The sequence below is a fragment of the Heyndrickxia oleronia genome (genome assembly GCF_017809215.1).
Lineage (GTDB): Bacteria > Bacillota > Bacilli > Bacillales > Bacillaceae_C > Heyndrickxia > Heyndrickxia oleronia.
Genome location: NZ_CP065424.1, coordinates 323894 through 343603 on the forward strand (window position 1 = coordinate 323894; position 19710 = coordinate 343603).

A 19710-nucleotide genomic window follows, 5' to 3' on the forward strand; every position below is an offset into this window, starting at 1 on the left:
GTCATTTTTTATATATCCAGGAAGTAGTTAGGATTGGCATTCATCTATTAAAAACCATATTGTTCTTGGAAATATGCTGGAGTGGGGAGTAAATATTTTTTTCCACCATCATTACCTTTGGAGGGTAGCTTCATGGATGATAAAAGTCGGTGTACAAGACTGGGATTAGATAAATCAAGAAAGTCTTGGCAACTTTTATTTGTAATGGAAGGTTCTATTAAAAGGAGATAATCAAGAATAGCTTGTTTATGTACTTCTTTAGAACTTGTATGGCAGCGTGAACATACCCATTTTCCGTGTTTTCGAACCATTTTAAAGGCTCGACAAACTGGACAACATACCCCCTTTATAATCTCGTCCTTGTAAATGTCAAAAATCTCATTAGAATTTGGTACCTCGGGTTTATGCTGTTCAAGTAATAGTTGTGAGACCTTCTGTAGATGATGATTTTTAAGTTTGTTTTGTTTATGTCTCTGATGGAGTTCCGCCATTTTGGAAATGATTTTTTCGGAGTGAAGAACCTTTTCATAGATATGAAGATTATCAGAAGCTGTTTTAATTTGTGTGGTTGAATGGCTAATAATAACAATGTGTTCAATTGGGACATTTGGAATGTTGTAATGTTTTAGAAACCGATCAAACAGTATATGATGTCGTTGTACCTGAAAAATTGGATTAGGGAATGTTTCCTCCTTATTTTGATAAATTCTTATTAATTGATCAGAATGTTTTTCGAAAAGTAATATTCCTGAATAATTTTTTACTTCGATAATGAGAATAAATGAGGGAGTTAGAATAAGGGTATCAATTTGGAAGGTTTTATCTTCAAATGGTAAACGGAGTCCAAAAAAAATTTTTTGATTTTGGGGAGGTAAAAATCCTAAATGATAGAGAAGATTTTGCTCACCACGATACCCCACTTTACGTCTAGTTAAATCTTCCTCAATCATAGCTAATTTAGGATGAGTAGGTCGAAGACGCCTTAATAAGGCAACATCCATTAATAAATTGTATGGAATGGTTAACTCTTTAACAATCATAAAATCACTCCTTTTACTGTTAGATTAATATTCTATTAGGTCCCAAAAAAATCCTTCTTTGAGAGGGAATATTTGTGAAACTGTATTGTTTATTTATATGTAAAGCCATTAAAAAGAAGGATGAAACCAAACAAAAAAGAAGAAGCACCCGTAAAATAGGTTATAAAACCTATCAGTACGAATAGGACCTCACGAAAAAAGAGAGAGACCAACGAAAAAGAAGGATGAACCAAACAAAAAAGAAGGAGAACCTGATAAAAAAGTTCTAAAACTTAACAATCCGAATAGGACCTCACAAAAATAGAGAGAGACCAACGAAAAAGAAGGATAAACCAAACAAAAAAGAAGAAGAACCTGATAAAAAAGTTCTAAAACTTAACAATCCGAATAGGACCTCACAAAAAAAGAGAGAGACCAACGAAAAAGAAGGATGACCCAAACAAAAAAGAAGAAGAACCTGTTAAAAAAGTTCTAAAACCTAACAATTTGAATAGGACCTGACAAAAAAAGAGAGAAACCAATGAAAAAGAAGGATGAACCAAACAAAAAAGAAGAAGAACCTGATAAAAAAGTTCTAAAACCTAACAATATGAATAGGACCTGACAAAAAAAGAGAAAAACCAATGAAAAAGAAGGATGAACCAAACAAAAAAGAGGGAGAACCTGATAAAAAAGTTTTAAAACTTAACAATCCGAATAGGACCTCACAAAAAAAGAAAGAGACCAATGAAAAAGAAAGAGAAACCAAACAAAAAAGAAGAAGAACCTGATAAAAAAGTTATAAAACCAATCAATCCAAATAGGACCTGACAAAAAAAGAGAGAAACCAATGGAAAAGAAAGAGAAACCAAACAAAAAAGAGAGAAAACCTGTTAAAAAGGTTACAGTACCCATCATTTTCAACGAATCCCCTCAAAAAGTAAACTTAATCCCACAAAAAATACTCTCCAACTGATCAATTCCAAAAGTCCGAACAAAAAAGTTCACTTGTCATATCAAGTGAACTATCAAACTTTCCTAATTTTTGACAGGTTTAACTTTAAATAGTACCAATATTCCTATGAACGTCATAATAATAAGAGATCCCATTGCTAAGCGACTGGCTAAATTTCCGTAACCTGCAAAAATCCAGGTGATCGATCCATACAATAGGGGACCAAGTATGGATGAAACCTTTCCAGAGAAGGCGAATAGTCCAAAGAATTGCCCACGCTTGTTTTCTGGACTGAGTTCAACAATATAGGTTCTTGAGGTGACCCACATAGCACCAAGACTCACTCCAAACATACTTCCGGCAACCCAAAACATTGATTTTGCTGTGGCAATACTTCCAACAAGTAGAGCTAAACACATTAATATTCCAACATAGAGTACGGCCCGTTTAGTAACATGAGCTTTTGTAATAAATCCAAATATAAATGACCCAATAATACTGGATACGGTGGAGACTAAATACAGTAAAATAAATTCGCCTGTTGTAAATCCTACGACAGCCTTCGTATAAATGGCCATCATAGCAATAGCTGTTGCAATCGCGTCATTTAAGAAAAAGTATGAAATCATAAATGTAAAGACTGGTTTGTAATTCTTCATTTCTTTAAAGGTAGCAATGATGTCTTTATAACCTGATAAAAAGCTTGCGTGATCAGGTTTTTGTATGACTTTTTTATCTTTAGAAAAAAAGAATAGAGGTAATGCGAATAGAAAGAATAATGCCCCTGTGAGTAAAAATGCAATATGGTACCCGTCATCTCCGACAAAAGGATATACGCCTAAACCAAGTAATGTCCCAATATAACCTACCGCTACACCAAATCCGGAAATTAAAGGGATTTGTGTCTTAGGAGCTAAATCGGAAATCATTGAATCGTAAAAGACGAGGCTAGAATGATAAAAGAACTTTGCAATGACAAAAGAAATAATAACAAGAATCAGTGAGATAGGAAGATTAAATAATTGACCAGGTACTTGATAATAAGCAAATATCCCCATTGATAAAGTACCGATGACGGTGATTAACGTAAACCAGACAATCCAACTTTTCTTTTTTCCGGTTCGATCAATGGTTGTTCCGAAAAGTGGTGAAAAGATAACTAAGAAAAAGCTTGCTGCTGCATTAACGTAAGAAATAAACGTACTAGCAATTTGATTCATTACCGCATTTCCACCAACTGCATGCTCAAGAAATAATGGGAAAAAGATGGTGTTGATATTGGAGGAAAAGATCGTATTAGCAAAATCGTATAAGGCCCAAGACAAAATCGGTAGCGATAAAAATAATTTCCAAGTAGATAATGGTCGATCGGGATGAGCATCTATTTGTTTCGCCTGATGATTCTGAATCATTTGTTCACCTTCTTTCAATTGATACTGTGTTCATTCCATGTATATTGGAAAAAACCCTTTTTATTTACACAAACTTTACAAACAAATTTGACATAATTAATACCAGGTACTAATATTAGATAATAATATTAGGTATTAGAAAAGGGGAGGATTAAAATGAAGTCAACAGCAAGAATTACAGCAATTGGAACTTATGTACCAAATAAAAAACTAACCAATGCTGATTTAGAAAAGCTAGTAGATACGAATGATGAATGGATTGTTCAAAGGACTGGTATGAAAGAAAGAAGAATATCAGAAGAGAATGAATTCGCTTCATCATTAGCATTTAAAGCGATTGAAACTTTAGCGGAAAACTACCAAAAGAATATTCAAGACATTGACTTCATCATCGTCTCTACAACGACAGCTGATTACGCTTTTCCGAGTGTAGCTTGTCAAATTCAAGATCATTTCCATATTCCACAAACAGGTGCCATCGATTTAAACGCCACATGTGCAGGATTTACTTATGCCTTACATGTAGCGAACGGTTTAATTACTTCAGGTCTACATCGGAAAGTCTTGGTGGTGGCAACTGAAACATTAACGAAAGTAACAGATTATCAGGATCGCTCGACATGTATTTTATTTGGGGATGGTGCTGCCGCTGCTTTAGTTGAATTTGACGAGGAAAATCCTAGCTTTATTGGCAGTCACCTTGGTACGAATGGTGATGGGGGACAAAATGTCTATCGAACGCATCTATCGACAACAATGCACGGGCAGGAGCTGATTGATAGTAAGAAGATGGTGCAGAACGGGAGAGAAGTCTATAAATGGGTTGCTCGAACATTACCAGAAGGAATCGAGAAATTATTGAAAAAAAACAGCATGTCGCTAAATGAGGTAGACTGGTTCATCCCGCACAGTGCAAACCTTAGAATGATCGAAACTGTATGTGATAGAACGGGAATATCGCTGGAGAAGACATTAACTAGTATGCAATACTTTGGAAACACATCATCCGTTTCTATTCCTTTAGCATTGGATTTAGCTATAAAAGAAGGAAAAGTAAAGAACGGAGAGACCCTTCTAATGTACGGATTTGGTGGAGGACTCACACATGCAGGTCTCTTAATAAAATGGAATCTCTAGAAGAACGAAGGACTTCAGACGGGCTGTCTAAAAGGTAAAGAGGGTAGACCTCAGTATAGACAGCTTCGTCTTACTTATTCCTTTTCCTCATTCGTGTAATAAGGATTTAAATGAATAAGCACTTCTTGAATATTATCGTAATTGCTCATCAGTGCGTGTTTAATTTCTCTAGCCAGATCATGACCTTCCTTTATTGTCTTACTATGATCAACAGAAATTCTCAAATCAACTAGAATATAGTGGCCATGGTCTCTAGCACGGATTTTATCGATGCGTTTGACATCCTTAAATGTAGAAATAATGGTTACAAAGTCTTGGAGCGTATCCATATCAATATTTCTTTCTAACAGGATATTAAATGCCTCACTGAGCAATTCCTTTGAAATATTAAAGATTAAATATGCAACAAAGATACTGGCTACCTTATCACCATACAGTAAAATCGTAATATCTGTTTTATCTCCAATAACCGATAATAATACCCCTATGGCTGCAGCAATCGAAGCAACTATATCCGCTTTATGATCAAATGCTATGGCTTCAATCGCTTTACTATTATGAGCTTTCGCTACTTTCATAGAGGAACGATATAAGAATTCCTTAAAAAGATAAGAAAAGATTGCAACCCACATTGCTAGAATATTAGGTGTCTCTATTGGGTGGAAGAAGCCACTAATCCCTTCATAAACGATATAAAGGGCTACTAACAACAATAAAATACCAACAATTCCAGATACAATGACTTCTGCTTTTCCGTGTCCATATGGATGTTCTTTATCTGCAGGTTTGTTTGCAATTTTAATAACTAATAGAACAATGACAGAGGCGAACACATCAGCAGCAGAGTGGATTCCATCAGCAAATACGGCATCACTATGTGCATACCAACCAATAATCATTTTCCCTAAGGTTAAGAGGATATTACTCCATACACTAATCCATGCAATTTTTTTAGCAATGGCTTCCCTTTTCCCCAATGTAAAACACCCCAATCAAAAAAAACGTCTTTTGTAACTTGTTAACGTTGCCTTTGTATCATAACAAACGCAGTGTTGGTGGGTCTAGAGAAAGATAGTTGAGTGAATCTACGGTTTTAATCATGAACTAAAAATGTTTCCTTCACGAAAAACAATACCAAATTAGTATGTGTCTTTTTCCAAATTTTTATAATAAATCTCTTTACTTAAGCTCCGCTCGTTTCCGTGAAAAGAATAACAAACATTAACATTACTTTTTGTAACCATCATAGTACTCCAAAAAAACTTCGATTTGTGCTTTTTTATTAGCTTCAAAGATATTTAGGTGAATTTTCCTGTGGGAATATATGCTATTATTAGGAAAAAGTATGGACTCGGGAGGGTTAAATGAGGAGAAAAATTATACTGCTCTTTTTGTTGATATCCACGTTAGCAGCTTGTAGTATGGATAAAAATGAGGTCAAGGATAGCCCGTTATATGAAGGGCGAGATTTGACTATTGGTGTTGTTGGTAAAATACCTGATGTTCGGGAAAGGAACATTGTTTTTAAAAACATCGATTTAAATGATATAAGAAAAGGAAATCTATCCTCAAAATATGATGCAATCTTTATTATGAAGGAGCATTTAATAGAAGCAGCTAGAGCTCCATATGCAAAAATCTATAAAAATTCTGGTATTCCATTTTTCTTTATTGAATCGAAAAAGTCCCATGTACCTTTCATTGAAGCAGAAATTGAATATGAAGCATTTCCAGATACAGATTCAGGTGAGTATGCCTCTGGATATTACCACCTATCAGATGATACTGAGAAATCTTGGGGATATGGTTTATATAATGATACTGTAAATGAGGTAAACATTTTAGATGTTTTCTCAAGAATATTTATGACTATTAAAACAATTGATCAATAAGAGTTAATAAAAAAAGAAACCCTTGAAAAATCAAGCGTTTCTTTTTTTATTATTATTTTTTAGCCGCATCTTTCACTTCTTGAATAAATTCATCATAGGAACTGCCTGTGAATTTCTTTCCATTGATGAAGAGGGAAGGGGTGGAGTCGATTTTTAATTCGCTCACATAGGATCGATCTTTTGCTAATGCATCCTTATATTCCTTATTTTTAAATGCCTCTTCCACTTTCTTTACATCTGCTTCATTCACCAATTCAGCTAATGAATCTTTAAGGACTTTGAGAGTAAAGAAATCAGTTTTTTCTTCTTTAGGCTGTTTGCTATACAGAAGATGATGGAATTTCCAAAATACATCATTTCCAAGTTCTTGATAAACGGTTTCAGCAAATTGTGCTGAGCGTTCCGAATCCTTGTAAATGAATGGATAGTTCATAAAATATAATTTGGCTTTACCTGTTTCAATAAGATCCTTCTGAATCACTGGATAGACAGTATCATTAAAATCTTTACAAGCTGGACATTTGTAATCTCCAAATTCAACAATTTCAACTGGGGCATTTTCATCACCTTCAAATGGCTGATTACTATAATCAAATGAGAAGGTCTCGTCCTGTTTTGGTTCATCAGAAGATTGTTTACTTAAAAATACAATTAATGCAAGTAAGACTACAGCTACTACAATAACGATCCAAAAAAATGAACTTCCTGATTTATTAGCTTTTTTTGACTTTGCCATAATTGCACACCTTTACCATTATAGTTTCTAATTTAACGTAAGTTTTACATAATGTAGTTTGAAACGTCAAGTTATAGACCGCAATGACATGGAATTGTAAAAAATGGCTCTTTTCTCAAACATAGTTTCTATTTAGATGTAGTTATAACGTTACACCTCTCATTCCACTGAGAAAAGAGCTACAAGCTCCATAATAATTGCTAAATCGCTTTTGACAAGAGCAATCAACTATACGTGGCAGCCTAAAAAATAAAAGGTGTCGAATGACACCTTTTATTTTTACGCTTCCTTCGCTGCTTCGATTTCAATAGCTACTTTTATTTCATCTCCAACTAGGACACCGCCAGTTTCAAGAGCTGCATTCCAAGTTAAACCATAGTCGCTGCGTTTGATTTTTCCATTAGCACTGAAGCCGATTTTTTCCGCTCCACTCATTGGATCTTTTGCTAATCCTTCGAATGTCACTGCAAATGTTTCTTCGCGTGTAACGCCATGAAGTGTAACATCACCTGTAACATTGTATTCATCTTCACCTGTTTTCACAATTTTGTTTGCTTTAAAGGTCATCGTTGGATATTGTTCAACATCAAAGAAATCAGCAGAGCGTAAGTGATTATCGCGATCTGCATTTCTAGTGTCGATACTTGCGACATCAATGCTGAAATCGATGTTTGCTGTTTCTAGGTTTGTTGGATCAGCTTCAACTACAGCAGAGAATTGTTGAAAAGCTCCTTTTACTTTAGATACCATCATATGTTTTACTGAAAAATCAATACTACTATGTGCTGTGTCAACAGTCCATTTTGACATTGTCATATTTCATTCCTCCATTTATATTAATTACTTAATGTAAGTTGCTATATATTTTATAGTTGGTGATTTAATATAATTATATTTTCATTGCCTCCATTTGTCAATTATTTTATGTAAAAATATCATATTTAATAACTTTTTTATAGTAGGTGTTAACAATAAAGAGCTACCGTCCATTGACTTATATTCCTCCATTGGGGTAATATAATCTTAAAAATATGGACGACATTGAAGGATCAATAGTAGCTAAATGTATTCTTTGCTAGCGAGTCAGGGAAGGTGGAAGCCTGATAAGAAGTTTTAGTGAAACGGCAATCTGGAGTCGTTGTAAGAAAGTGGATGTGTATATTTACACATCAACTGGGGTGGAACCGCGTGAGTATAGCTCTCGTCCCCAGGCTTAAACGAGCCTGGGAACGAGAGCTTTTTGATTTTTACGAAAAGGAGAGAATAACTATGGCAGTAACTATGGAACAAATTGTATCACATGCGAAGCACCGTGGATTTGTATTTCCTGGATCAGAGATTTATGGAGGTCTTGCAAATACATGGGATTATGGTCCACTTGGTACAGAGTTAAAGAATAATATTAAAAAGGCTTGGACTAAAAAGTTTATTCAAGAATCCCCTTATAATGTAGGTCTTGATTCAGCTATTTTAATGAACCCTCGAACATGGGAAGCATCTGGCCATATTGGTAACTTTAATGATCCAATGATCGATTGCAAAAATTGTAAAGCGAGACATCGTGCAGATAAATTAATTGAAAATGCAGCTGAAGCAAAAGGGACAGAAATTATTGTTGATGGGCTCCCGTTTGAAAAAATGGAAGAGCTTATGAAGGAATATGATATTGCTTGTCCAGATTGTGGTAGTAAAGATTTTACAGGGATTCGTCAATTTAATTTAATGTTCAAAACGTTCCAAGGTGTTACTGAAACGAGCACAAACGAAATTTTCCTTCGTCCCGAAACAGCACAAGGGATATTCGTAAACTTTAAAAATGTTCAACGTACGATGCGTAAGAAATTACCATTTGGTATTGCCCAAATCGGTAAAAGCTTCCGTAATGAAATTACTCCTGGAAACTTCACTTTCCGTACTCGTGAATTTGAACAAATGGAATTAGAATTTTTCTGTAAACCTGGTGAAGAGTTAGAGTGGTTTAATTATTGGAAGGAATATGCGAAGAATTGGTTATTATCACTTGGAGTAAAAGAAGAAAATCTTCGTCTCCGTGATCATTCTGAGGAAGAACTATCACATTATAGTAATGCAACAACGGACTTTGAATACAAATTCCCATTTGGATGGGGAGAGCTATGGGGAATCGCTTCAAGAACAGATTACGATTTAAAACAGCATATGCAATTTTCTGGTGAAGATTTTACCTATTTGGATCAAGAAACAAATGAACGCTATGTTCCGTATTGTATTGAACCATCTTTAGGAGCAGACCGTGTAACACTAGCATTTATGATTAATGCCTATGAAGAAGAAGCATTAGAGGATGGTACGTCGAGAACAGTTATGCATTTGCACCCAGCACTTGCACCGTATAAAGCAGCAATCCTACCATTATCGAAAAAATTATCTGATGAAGCAAGGGAGATCTTCGCTGATTTAGCTAAACACTATATGGTTGACTTTGACGAAACTGGTTCAATCGGAAAACGTTATCGTCGACAAGATGAAATTGGCACTCCATTCTGTATTACTTATGACTTTGATTCAAAAGAAGATCATATGGTAACGGTTCGTGATCGGGATACTATGGAACAAACGCGTCTTCCAATTTCAGAACTAAAAAGCTTTTTAGAAGAAAAAATTCAATTCTAATGAATAAGGAGGCTCCTATGGAAGCCTCCTTATTTCGTTATTCATTTTTTTCAAGAGCTCTTCGATCAGGAGCTGCAGGAGGTTCCTCTAACCAGCCTCTATTAACCATTAAGTCAAAACCATCCTTCGTATAGGATAGAATTTCAGCAATAATCTTACTAATTTGTAAGGATAAATCCGTTCGTAATGAAGTGGATAATGAATGCCCTAGCAATGAAATATCCAGTGCATTTAAAGTATTGAACAGATTCATTATTAATTTTTCAGAAAAAGGGGAATCCTGTGATTCTGTTACCTCCATATTTACAGTTGTGATCCCAAGTAAATCTTCTTTGAATAATAGATCATTAAAAAATTTAATTTGTTTAGTAGAAATTTCTTTCCCTTTCTTTATATAGTCCTTTACTTCCTTATCACGAACAACTTGCAAACAACCCGTACATAACAGAATAGAAAAGTAGTTTCTTTCGATATTAAAGAAGATTTCAGTCAATTCATTAACATTTAATGGTCTTCTTTTATGAAATATCCCATTTATATAGGTTTCTTTTTTTATGTATTTAACTTCTGTAGGATACGGAATATTTGGGGGACGGTCATATAATCCCTTTGATAATAGTAAAGCTACTGCATCTTCATATAGCATAGAGGCTTCAGATAGTGCAGCTGAAAAGAAGGAAGTGATATCATGTCTTGCAGTATTTACAATGGTAAATGAGTAAAAAATCATATCCAATCTTCCCATATTATAAACAAAGCTTAAGGCAAAAGGATCATTAAACAGTGGTGGTGTATTTAGGTTAATATCCCTTTCTGTAAAACCGTTTGGAATGGGGATATTTTCCTCGTTAAATATAGCGGTAATTTTTTGTATTCGTATATTAGTAAAATCCAGTGACTTTTGTAGAATTTTTTCAATCTCACTATCTTTAATATGATGAAGAAAATAAGTAATAAGGCACCAAGCCATTGTATTATTCATATAAGTTCCCCAAAGAGCTCCTATTTCGGGACTAGTTAGTTTTGTGTTCCGTTCCTTCATTTGTAATCACCTCTTTCATTTTTATTTTTTGATATTCGGCATTTTTTATCCGTTCAACCGCAAATAATTAGTGGATAGAAACTTCCGGCTTGGAAAAAATAATCATAGGCAAGAGACTAGATGGGAGTAATTAAATGAGCATCACAGTGACAGTTTTATTGTTGATTATATTGATTTGGAAAGGGTATCTAAAAAATTGGAGAGACTATCACACAACGTTATTATATGTAATTACTTGTAATTTAACTTATATTGTATTATGTAGGGACTATTGGCTTTGGAAATATCATTCCCCTTTTCTATCTGAAAAAGAAATAGAATTATTTAATGTCCTCATTCTCTTACCGTTATTATCTTTACTGTTCTTATCCCGTTATCCAGAGGGGGTAAGGAAAATAAAAAAGTTTATTTTTTTAAGTAAGTGGGTTATAGGCTCCATGCTAATTGAAGGTTTATTTATTTACTTTAATGAGATTGAATTTGACCATGGATGGGGATTTTGGATGGAGCTTCCATTTTATTTCGTTATGTATACATTTATGAGATTGCATATGCTTAAACCGTTGCTTGTTTATGCTCTTTCCGTTATAACTGCTTTTCTTTTTCTATGGATCTTCCATGTACCGGTATAAAAAAAGACCGTCAGAGACGGTCAATATTAGTAATTTTTATTTGTACTAAAATCACATTCCTCAAGAGGTACGATTTTTGTTTTTTTAATGAACTTATAGCTTAACCAAACGATGATAAATAGTGGTAAACCGATATAAGAAATTAAAATACTTGTCCAATCAATATGCCCACCTAAAAATGATGAGTAATTTTGTCCTAATATAACAATTGCACATAGGATAAAGGCGAAGATTGGTCCGAATGGAAATAGCCTTGATCGATAAGGTAAGTCATTTAAATCACGACCTTGTGCCACATAAGCTTTTCTAAATCGATAGTGACTAATCGCGATGCCCAGCCATGCAATAAACCCTGACATTCCGGAAGCGTTGAGCAACCAAACATACACAACACCATCACCAAAAAATGAGGCCAGAAAGGCAATTGTTCCAACTAAAGATGTTACGATTAATGCATTAACTGGTACTCCGTTTTTATTCAATTTTGCTAAAAACTTTGGTGCTTTCCCATCCCGTGCTAAATCCCATAACATACGAGTAGATGCATACATCCCTGAATTTCCTGCAGATAATACAGCTGTCAGAATGATTGCATTCATTACTGATGCTGCAAAGGCAATTCCAGCTTTATCAAAAATAATAGTAAAAGGGCTCATTGCAACATCTTCCATCGCTAAATTTTTGTCAGTATAAGGGATAAGAAGACCGATTACTAAGATAGCTAATATATAAAATAAAAGAATACGCCAGAATACTTGTCGAACAGCTTTTGGAATACTTTTCTCTGGATCATCGCTTTCACCTGCAGCTACTCCAAGAAGTTCTGTACCTTGAAATGAGAATCCTGCAGCCATAAATATTCCAAGCATGGACATGAATCCGCCATGGAATGGGGCATCACCAACAGTGAAGTTCTTAAAACCTACAGGTTCGCCACCCATAATGCCGAAGATCATTAAAAAACCTGTAATAATAAATACGATAACAGTTATGACTTTAATGAGGGAAAACCAAAATTCAGCTTCACCAAATCCTTTAACAGATAAATAATTTAAGAGAAACATAATGACTAAGCAAATACTACTCCAAATTAAAGAAGGAGTATGTGGAAACCAGAACTTCATAATTATAGTGACTGCTGATAATTCTGCGGCAATTGTAATCGCCCAGTTATACCAGTAATTCCATCCAAGAGCAAACCCCAAAGAGGGATCAACAAATCTTGATGCATACGTACTGAATGTTCCAGATACAGGCATAAAGGCAGCCATCTCTGCAAGACTGGTCATTAGAAAATAAACCATGATTCCGATTAATAGATATGCGACGATTACTCCACCTGGGCCTGCTGTATGGATCGCTCCACCACTAGCCAAGAAGAGACCGGTACCAATGGTACCTCCAAGTGAAATCATCGATAGATGTCGGGATTTTAATTTGCGTTTTAGTTGAGGTTCTTGTTGATTATCCATGTAGAAATACACTCCCTTTTCATAATAAGCGTCGGACCTTAAGAGGTGGTCGCTTAATTGATTATTGGAAGGGTGGGGAATAAACAAAAATGCCACGAAAAAGATTTCGCGGCATTGTAAACACCCCGCATCATACCTTCCGAAGATAGCACAACACGTTCATTTGGAATCAATAAACGTGACAGTTCTGCTCCTATTTGGATACAGCCCCAGCCGATACACACAGAGATGTGTACAAGCTTCGGCAGTTATTCCTTTCAGATGGAGTTATCAATCTCTCTGGATCTCGTCCGTCTTACTCTTAATAACCGCGACCTCTACCCCATCGGTTTGATGAGGATTTTTTTATTTAGTTCATAATTTACTATTATAAAATAATTTTATAATAAATCAATGGTAAATTTTTTGAAACGATATTTTGGCTTCTATTTTTTAAATTTATACGGCAATGTTGAAACAACAATGTCCTTTTGCCACAGCAATCTGGCTCTTATCAATAGAGCTGATTGATTGTGTAAAATAGTGTGCCATCTTTTTTTAGGGATGAATTGTGGGACTAATACAGTCACCATATAATGCTTTTCTGTTGCTTTGGCTTGTATCGTTTCTAAAAATTTACACAAAGGATGAAGTATACTCCGATAGGATGAATAAAGTGTCACAAGGCGAACCCCATTATTTAATTCAGCCCATTGTAGCTCCATCTTTTTTTCATCTTCCTTATCGAAGGCAACATATACAGCAATTACTTGATCAGATAAAGATTTTGCATAATTAATCGAGCGATCCACAACCGTTGTTATTCCCGCAACAGGCACTATAAAAATGTTTCCCTTAATTTCTTCCTCTATATGCTTTGATAAACGTAGCTGTTCTCCAACCGCTGAGTAATGTTTTTTTATCTGATAAAACGTATATACAACAATAGGTAGGAAGATAATGACAAACCAAACCTGATGGAATTTAGTTACAAAAAGAATCGCTAGTACAAGAAACGAAATCAGTGCACCTATTAAATTAATAGCTAGTTTACCAATCCATCCTTTCGGTTTTTCTCTTAACCATTTCATACTCATACCTGTTTGAGAAAGGGTAAATGGAATAAAAACGCCTACTGCATATAAGGGAATTAAATGCTCTGTTTTTCCTTTAAATGCTATGATGAGCAAAATAGAAGCAATGCTTAAAAAAATGATTCCATTTGAGTATCCCAAACGATCCCCTCTAATCGAGAACATTCTTGGCATATACTTATCCCTGGATAAACTGTAAGCTAACATAGGAAATGCCGAGAAACCTGTATTAGCAGCAAGTACTAATATTAAAGCAGTAGTTCCTTGTACAAAGAAATAAAGGAAATTTCGTCCGAATGTTTGTGCTGCAATTTGAGAAATCACTGTTTCATTTCCTTTAGGAGCAATTCCAAACCAATAGGTTAAAAAAGTAATTCCCGAGAATAGAACAGCAAGAATAAATCCCATTAAGGCTAATGTTGCAGCAGCATTTTTTGCAGCCGGTGCTTTAAAATTTGGGACAGCATTCGAAATCGCTTCTACACCAGTCAAAGCTGAGCAGCCTGATGAAAAGGCGCGTAGTAATAGGAATAAAGAAATTCCTGCTACCGGTGTCCCAATGGATGTATGCAATTGTGGTGACACTTGCCCTGTTGCAATTTTAAACATCCCTACAAAAATCAGCATCACTAAAGCAAAAACAAATAAATAGATAGGATAGGCTAAAACTGCTGCAGATTCAGTTAAACCACGTAAATTTAATATTGTAATAAAAATGACAAGCATGACGGCAATAAACACATTATGCTCGTGCAAGATAGGAAACGCTGATGTGATGGCATCGGTACCCGCAGAAATACTAACAGCCACGGTTAGTATATAATCAACTAATAAAGAACCTCCCGCAATTAAACCAGGATTGATACCGAGATTTTCCTTAGAGACAATATAAGCACCTCCACCCTGAGGGTAAGAGAAAATAATTTGACGATAAGATAAGGTAAGTGCTGCTAAAAGAAATAAAACGCCGATCGCTATCGGGATCGTATACCAGAAGGCTAATGTACTAATCGTCGCTAAAACGATTAAAATTTGTTCTGTACCATAGGCAACAGAAGATAAGGCATCAGATGAAAGAATAGCTAATGCTTTAAGTTTTGTTAGCTTTTGTTCACCAAGTTCATGTGTTTTTAATGGCCTTCCAATTAATAAGCGTTTAAATGAACTGTACATAAATAAAGTCTCCTTAATGTAAGTCTGTTTGATGTCTTGATTATTTAAAATTGCACAGCAAAAAACCACAGAGGGATGCAGTCCTCTGTGGTCGATGATTCGATCACATAAACACTCCTCTCTCGCAACGCTTACGAGGTTAGCTGTCGGATTCGGGTATGAGAGTAACCCTACCTTTAAAAAAGGATTCACCCCAAGTGACTAATAGCCACAATCATGGTTCCCCCGCTTCTTTCGAATTAAGCGATAAAAGATATTCATTTTTTTATATTGAAATATTACTCCCATCAAAAAAAGTTGTAAAGAAGAATTTTTTTCTTTTTTTTCGTCGTTATTTTATAGCAGAATAAACAACATTTTCTGTAAAAACGTCATCATTTGTCCATTTTAGTAACTTGAATTTCAAAAGTAATAGGCTTAAAATAGCCGTAGGTATAATGATAAAATTGAAAGATCGTATAAATCTAGTTTAAACACTTAGGAGATGAACAAATGGGTAACTTAGGATTCGGAGAAATTCTTATTATTATTGTCATTGCCCTATTGATTTTTGGTCCGTCAAAACTTCCTCAGTTAGGTAAAGCTGCAGGTCAAACATTAAGAGAATTTAAAAAAGGTATGAGCGGAATCATGGATGACGACTCAAATGAAAAAAAATAATCTTATCTAATATGTATGGGCAAGGGGCTGTCTAATAAGGGGTCTGACCCCTCACGATGAACTAGTATATAAAGTGATTTTGAATAAATTCACTCTATATATTGTGTTGTGGGGTCTGCCCCTTTTGCTTTTTAGACAGTCCCTATTTGTTTGGTGAAAATTTTTAAAAACGTTGGGGAAATTCCTTTTCACTTATGGGAAAATTCATTATCATAGTAAATAAAAGTAAATAGTAGAGGTGTTTAAAATAAAAAAGAAATTTTTTAACTTAGGGATAGGGATAATTATAGTTTTAATTATCATTTGGCTATTAAATCAAGTGAGCTTTGTTTTCACTCCATTAGTTATCTTTATTCAAACCCTGTTTATTCCGTTTTTAATTTCGGGAATTTTATACTATTTGGCGAGACCTGTTGTTAGGCTGCTAGAAGGATGGAAGATTCCAAGAAAACTAGCTATTATGCTGATATTTGTGATTTTGATTGGAATCGTCATTGCAGTGATTGAATTAATTGGTCCGTTATTACAAGATCAGTTTAAGCGGTTAATAGAAAATGTACCAGATATGGTGAAAGCCGCACAGGATGCTTTTACTTATTGGCAAAAAAATCAAGAATATATCCCTCAATTTGCAAAGGATATCATTGCAAATTTAACAACTAAATTGCAAACAAATGCATTGGCAACAGGGGGAGCGGTTGCCAAAGTTTTAGGAAATGTCTTTGGATTTATTTTCTCGCTAGTCATTGTTCCATTTATCCTGTTCTATATGTTAAATGATCGGGATCGGTTTGTACCAAATGTGACACGCTTTTTCCCTAAATCAAAGGAAAAAGAAATTCGTTCCGTTCTACATGATATGGACAAAGCACTTGGAGGCTATATCCAAGGTCAATTAATTGTTAGCTCTGTTGTTGGGATTCTTTTATTAATTGGTTATTTAATTATTGGTTTGGATTATGCGCTGATTCTAGCACTCTTTGGAATGGCAACCAATGTCATCCCATTCCTTGGACCATTTATCGCCGCGACGCCCGCTATTATCGTCGCTTTTTTCCAAAATCCGATTATGGCACTTTATGTCGTTATTATCATGTTTGTCGCTCAACAAATTGAAAGTAATTTGGTATCGCCACAGGTCATGGGAAAAACATTAAATGTTCATCCATTAACCATTATTCTACTCATCCTTGTCGGGGGGAATCTTGCAGGTGTGCTAGGGATGATTTTAATTATTCCGACCTATGCAGTATTGAAGGTTGTTGTTTTACACATCTATCAATTATTTAGGATTAGAAAAGTCGAATAAACAGTTGTAAGACCTTTACCGTTATTAGGTAAAGGTCTTTTTTGGTTAAAAAGATTATAATTTTAATTCCCTATTTCTCTATTGGGTCAAAAGTCCTAATTTGGATATGTTTTGAAAAAAATGAAGGAATTTAGGCATGGGAGTCGAAAGTTACATTATTATGGGGATTTAGAATATTGTATAAATTGAAAGTTTTTCTCATATTTTAGAGAAAGATTATTTTTGTCGTTCTTAGTTAGGGGGGGCCATATGATCACATTTCGAAATGTCAATAAGCATTATGGAGATTTTCATGTTTTAAAAGATATTAATCTAGAAATTAATCAAGGAGAGGTTGTCGTTGTTATTGGTCCATCGGGATCGGGGAAAAGTACAATGCTTCGATGTATCAATTGTTTGGAGACAATCTCAGATGGCGAACTAGTTGTCGGCGGAACTAAAGTAAATAACAAACATACGAATATCAATGATTTTCGACGAGATATAGGTATGGTGTTTCAACATTTTAATCTATATCCGCATAAAACGGTATTACAAAATATTACTTTAGCTCCTATTAAAGTGCTTGGTGAAGATAAGGCCAAAGCAGAGGAGACAGCCATGTATTATTTGGAGAAGGTTGGAATCCCTGATAAAGCAAATTCTTATCCATCTCAGCTATCAGGGGGACAGCAACAACGGGTCGCTATCGCCAGAGGACTTGCAATGAAACCAAAGGTAATGCTTTTTGATGAACCTACTTCTGCACTAGATCCCGAAATGATTGGGGAAGTCCTAGAAGTAATGAAATCATTAGCTAAAGAAGGGATGACGATGGTAGTAGTTACTCATGAGATGGGTTTTGCGAAAGAAGTAGCTAACCGTGTTGTATTTATGGATGAAGGGAGGATTGTCGAGGAAGGAAAGCCTATCGAATTCTTTGAGAATCCTCATGAAGAAAGAGCAAAGGTCTTTTTAAAGCGTGTGTTAAATCATTAAATATAAGGGGGAAATTTTAAATGAAGAAAATGAAAAAGTGGTTGTTTGTAGGGGTCATTTTTACATTAATCGCTGCCTTATTGGCAGGATGTGGAAAATCATCTTCTGGGGAGGAGAGCAAGAGCACCTTGGATAAAATCAAGGATCGCGGAAAATTTGTTGTAGGTGTTAAGTATGATACGTATTTATTTGGATATAAGGATCCTTCAAGTGGTGAAGTTACTGGATTTGATGTGGATATAGCCAAAGCGCTTGCAAAGGAAATTTTAGGTGATGAGAATAAGGTTGAGTTAGTAGAGATTACTTCTAAGACACGTATTCCGAAGTTGAAAAATGGGGATATTGATGCCATTATTGCGACTATGACAATTACGGATGAACGTAAAAAGGAAGTTAATTTCTCAGATGTATATTTTGATGCGGGTCAATCATTGTTAGTGAAAAAAGGAAGTAAAATTCAAAGTGTAAAAGATTTAGGAAAAGGTACGAAGGTATTAGCTGTGAAAGGAGCAACATCTGGAGAAAACGTAAAGGAAGCTGCTCCTGATACAGAATTACTGGAATTTGAAAACTATGCTGAAGCATTTACTGCTTTAAAATCCGGTAAAGGTGATGCACTTACAACGGATAACTCTATTCTTTATGGGATGGCGGCTCAAGATGATAACTATGAAGTAGTTGGGGGAACATTTACGGAAGAACCATATGGAATAGCGATTAAAAAAGATGATAAAAAATTTACAGACTATGTGAATAAATTCTTAAAGGAACTCAAAGATAGTGGAGAATATGACAAAATAAAAGATAAATGGATTAAGGAATAAAACTTCAATCTGGGATGGGCATTTATCTATGCCCGTCCTTGTAGTTGAACAACTTGTTTTATGAAGGAGGGAGACTATGCTTGATTTCTCCGTTTTAACTAATTATTTTGATCTCTATCTTGAAGGATTCCTTAATACTATAAAAGTTAGTTTAATTGGCCTTATTGGTAGCTTTATATTAGGGGTTATCGTAGCAGTAATGAGAATTGCCCCAATGAAAATTTTAAATTTTATTGGAGCATGTTTTGTTGAATTTATTAGAAATATTCCTCTCATTATCATTGTGTTTTTCTTTTATCATGGCTTAGCTACCTTTAAAATCAATTTAAGTGGTTTTGTTGCGGGAACCATTGGTCTTTCTATTTACACTGCTTCTTTTATTGCGGAAGCCGTACGTGCAGGAATTCAATCGGTTGATAAAGGACAAATGGAAGCGGGCCGTTCATCTGGACTGACTTATATCCAAACGATGAGGTACATAATTTTACCGCAAGCAGTTAAGATCGTTATCCCTCCAATTGGGAATCAATTTATTAATTTAGTTAAAAATTCATCCATATTAGGAGTAGTGGCTGGATTAGAATTAATGTATTTTGGAGATTACATTGCACAAAGAAATTATGTTATTTTTGATACGTATATATTTGTAGGTGTGTTTTATTTAATATTAACCGTCCCATTAAGCTTATTTGTTAATCATTTAGAAAAAAGATTAGCAAGAAGCTATTAAAAGGGGTGATAGAA

18 protein-coding genes and 2 riboswitches are annotated in these 19710 nt (G+C 34.9%); of the genes, 10 read left to right on the forward strand and 8 right to left on the reverse strand.

All coding sequences use genetic code 11. The features are described 5' to 3' along the window. Window positions 1-47 precede the first annotated feature (47 nt). On the reverse strand, window positions 48-1040 hold the full coding sequence (locus I5818_RS01750) for an NERD domain-containing protein (protein ID WP_078110269.1): 993 nt from the start codon (window positions 1038-1040) through the stop codon (window positions 48-50). A gap of 623 nt (window positions 1041-1663) precedes the next feature. On the opposite strand from I5818_RS01750, the gene I5818_RS01755 reads away from it, so the two are divergent. After that, window positions 1664-1810, forward strand: a complete 147-nt coding sequence (locus I5818_RS01755) for a hypothetical protein (RefSeq protein ID WP_169846914.1) — start codon at window positions 1664-1666, stop codon at window positions 1808-1810. A gap of 247 nt (window positions 1811-2057) precedes the next feature. On the opposite strand, the gene I5818_RS01760 is transcribed toward I5818_RS01755, so the two are convergent. After that, window positions 2058-3386, reverse strand: coding sequence for an MFS transporter (locus I5818_RS01760; RefSeq protein ID WP_078110270.1), 1329 nt, complete (start codon window positions 3384-3386; stop codon window positions 2058-2060). Between the two features lie 156 nt (window positions 3387-3542). On the opposite strand from I5818_RS01760, the gene I5818_RS01765 reads away from it, so the two are divergent. Beyond that, on the forward strand, window positions 3543-4523 hold the full coding sequence (locus I5818_RS01765; protein ID WP_078110272.1) for a ketoacyl-ACP synthase III: 981 nt from the start codon (window positions 3543-3545) through the stop codon (window positions 4521-4523). A 74-nt stretch (window positions 4524-4597) separates the two neighbouring features. On the opposite strand, the gene I5818_RS01770 is transcribed toward I5818_RS01765, so the two are convergent. Next, window positions 4598-5500 (reverse strand): cation diffusion facilitator family transporter, encoded by a 903-nt coding sequence (locus tag I5818_RS01770; RefSeq protein WP_078110273.1) that lies wholly within the window; start codon window positions 5498-5500, stop codon window positions 4598-4600. A 387-nt stretch (window positions 5501-5887) separates the two neighbouring features. On the opposite strand from I5818_RS01770, the gene I5818_RS01775 reads away from it, so the two are divergent. Then, window positions 5888-6415 (forward strand): hypothetical protein, encoded by a 528-nt coding sequence (locus I5818_RS01775; protein ID WP_078110274.1) that lies wholly within the window; start codon window positions 5888-5890, stop codon window positions 6413-6415. A gap of 52 nt (window positions 6416-6467) precedes the next feature. Here I5818_RS01775 and I5818_RS01780 read toward each other — a convergent pair whose 3' ends face one another. Both I5818_RS01780 and I5818_RS01785 read right to left on the reverse strand, forming a co-directional pair. Next, complete coding sequence (locus tag I5818_RS01780) at window positions 6468-7151, reverse strand: DsbA family protein (protein ID WP_058004175.1); 684 nt, start codon at window positions 7149-7151, stop codon at window positions 6468-6470. A 279-nt stretch (window positions 7152-7430) separates the two neighbouring features. Then, complete coding sequence (locus I5818_RS01785) at window positions 7431-7967, reverse strand: YceI family protein (RefSeq protein WP_058004174.1); 537 nt, start codon at window positions 7965-7967, stop codon at window positions 7431-7433. 453 nt (window positions 7968-8420) lie between these two features. Here I5818_RS01785 and I5818_RS01790 point away from each other — a divergent pair, with 453 nt between their 5' ends. Further along, entirely contained in the window at window positions 8421-9803 is a 1383-nt protein-coding gene (locus I5818_RS01790) for a glycine--tRNA ligase (RefSeq protein WP_071977325.1), read from the forward strand. A gap of 37 nt (window positions 9804-9840) precedes the next feature. On the opposite strand, the gene I5818_RS01795 is transcribed toward I5818_RS01790, so the two are convergent. After that, a complete protein-coding gene (locus tag I5818_RS01795; RefSeq protein ID WP_078110275.1) occupies window positions 9841-10845 on the reverse strand; it encodes a DUF3231 family protein in 1005 nt (334 codons plus the stop codon). 134 nt (window positions 10846-10979) lie between these two features. On the opposite strand from I5818_RS01795, the gene I5818_RS01800 reads away from it, so the two are divergent. Beyond that, window positions 10980-11477 (forward strand): CBO0543 family protein, encoded by a 498-nt coding sequence (locus I5818_RS01800; RefSeq protein WP_078110276.1) that lies wholly within the window; start codon window positions 10980-10982, stop codon window positions 11475-11477. Window positions 11478-11503: 26 nt separating this feature from the next. On the opposite strand, the gene I5818_RS01805 is transcribed toward I5818_RS01800, so the two are convergent. Together I5818_RS01805 and I5818_RS01810 are read right to left on the reverse strand one after the other, a co-directional pair. Next, complete coding sequence (locus tag I5818_RS01805) at window positions 11504-12949, reverse strand: amino acid permease (RefSeq protein ID WP_058004170.1); 1446 nt, start codon at window positions 12947-12949, stop codon at window positions 11504-11506. A gap of 138 nt (window positions 12950-13087) precedes the next feature. Beyond that, a riboswitch (Lysine riboswitch) is annotated at window positions 13088-13277 on the reverse strand. A 97-nt stretch (window positions 13278-13374) separates the two neighbouring features. Beyond that, window positions 13375-15195, reverse strand: a complete 1821-nt coding sequence (locus I5818_RS01810) for an APC family permease (RefSeq protein WP_078110278.1) — start codon at window positions 15193-15195, stop codon at window positions 13375-13377. 112 nt (window positions 15196-15307) lie between these two features. Next, a riboswitch (cyclic di-AMP (ydaO/yuaA leader) is annotated at window positions 15308-15451 on the reverse strand. 236 nt (window positions 15452-15687) lie between these two features. Here I5818_RS01810 and tatA point away from each other — a divergent pair. The 5 genes from tatA to I5818_RS01835 all read left to right on the forward strand — a co-directional run bounded on the left by tatA (window position 15688) and on the right by I5818_RS01835 (window position 19696). After that, complete coding sequence (gene tatA / locus I5818_RS01815; protein ID WP_071977323.1) at window positions 15688-15855, forward strand: twin-arginine translocase TatA/TatE family subunit; 168 nt, start codon at window positions 15688-15690, stop codon at window positions 15853-15855. Window positions 15856-16093: 238 nt separating this feature from the next. Continuing rightward, window positions 16094-17164 (forward strand): AI-2E family transporter, encoded by a 1071-nt coding sequence (locus I5818_RS01820; RefSeq protein WP_139358138.1) that lies wholly within the window; start codon window positions 16094-16096, stop codon window positions 17162-17164. Between the two features lie 249 nt (window positions 17165-17413). Then, complete coding sequence (locus I5818_RS01825; RefSeq protein WP_071977322.1) at window positions 17414-18142, forward strand: amino acid ABC transporter ATP-binding protein; 729 nt, start codon at window positions 17414-17416, stop codon at window positions 18140-18142. Between the two features lie 20 nt (window positions 18143-18162). Next, complete coding sequence (locus I5818_RS01830; RefSeq protein ID WP_071977321.1) at window positions 18163-18966, forward strand: transporter substrate-binding domain-containing protein; 804 nt, start codon at window positions 18163-18165, stop codon at window positions 18964-18966. Window positions 18967-19042: 76 nt separating this feature from the next. Beyond that, a complete protein-coding gene (locus I5818_RS01835) occupies window positions 19043-19696 on the forward strand; it encodes an amino acid ABC transporter permease (RefSeq protein ID WP_078110901.1) in 654 nt (217 codons plus the stop codon). Window positions 19697-19710: the final 14 nt, after the last annotated feature.